This window comes from Streptomyces alkaliphilus, assembly GCF_014141535.1.
Classification (GTDB): domain Bacteria; phylum Actinomycetota; class Actinomycetes; order Streptomycetales; family Streptomycetaceae; genus Streptomyces; species Streptomyces alkaliphilus.
Window position 1 is genome coordinate 1 of the sequence record NZ_VKHT01001423.1, and the last position, 964, is coordinate 964.

The window sequence follows — 964 nt, forward strand, 5'->3', positions numbered from 1 at the left end:
AGGCGCGGGGCGGCGCCGCGGGGATCGGGACGGATGGGGTCCCCGACCTGTTGCGGGACCGGCCCCCGTCCCCACTGACCGAGGTGTTCGACGAGCGTTTCTCCCGGTACGGCGTGCGGCTGTTCCTCAAGCGGGAGGATCTGCTCCATCCGGAGGTGGTCGGCAACAAGTGGCGCAAGCTGGTGCCCACCCTGCGGGAGGTCGTGGCGGACGACGATCGCACCCTGCTCACCTTCGGCGGCGCCCACTCCAACCACCTGCGGGCGACCGCCGCCGCCGGACGGCTCCTGGGACTGTCCACCATCGGGGTGGTGCGTGGGGATGAATTGGCCGACCGCCCGCCCAATCCCTCCCTCGCGGCCTGTCTGGCCGACGGAATGCGTCTGCATTTCGTCACTCGTTCCGACTATCGGCGTCGGGGGGACCCGGATTTCATCGCCGGGCTGCGAAGGCGCTTCGGGCCGTTCCGACCGGTCCCCGAGGGGGGTACGAACGCGGTGGCGGTGCGCGGTTGCGTCGTGCCCGGCCGGGAGCTGGCGGCGGCCGTCCCCCGCCCGGACGTGGTGGCGGTGGCCTGCGGCACCGGGGGGACCCTGGCCGGACTGGCGGCGGGACTGGCCCCCGGCATGCGCGCGCTCGGCATCCCGGTGCTGCGCGGCGGCTTCCACGGTGAGGCGGTGCGCGCCCTGCAGCGGGAGGCGTTCGGCGGGCCGCGTGGTCGGTGGTCGGTGGACGACCGCTTCCATCACGGCGGCTTCGCGCGGGTGCCGGCCGAGCTGGAGGAGTTCGCGCTCGACTTCGCCGACCGGCACGGGCTGCCGCCGCTGGATCGCGTGTACGTGGCGAAGGTGCTGTGGGCCCTGCGGGAACTGACCGCCGGGGGTGCCTTCCGCCGGGGCACCGCGCTGGTGGCCGTGATCACCGGTTGACCCCGGGTCCCCGGCACCCCCGGCCGCCTTTTCCC

The 964-nt window shown here is 74.4% G+C and carries 1 protein-coding gene; it reads left to right on the plus strand.

The window, feature by feature from the left end; translation table 11 throughout:
• Positions 1–23: 23 nt before the first annotated feature.
• The gene (locus tag FNQ90_RS24870) at positions 24–929 is read left to right on the plus strand and encodes a 1-aminocyclopropane-1-carboxylate deaminase/D-cysteine desulfhydrase (RefSeq protein WP_182608389.1); all 906 of its coding nucleotides are present in this window, start codon (positions 24–26) and stop codon (positions 927–929) included.
• Positions 930–964: the final 35 nt, after the last annotated feature.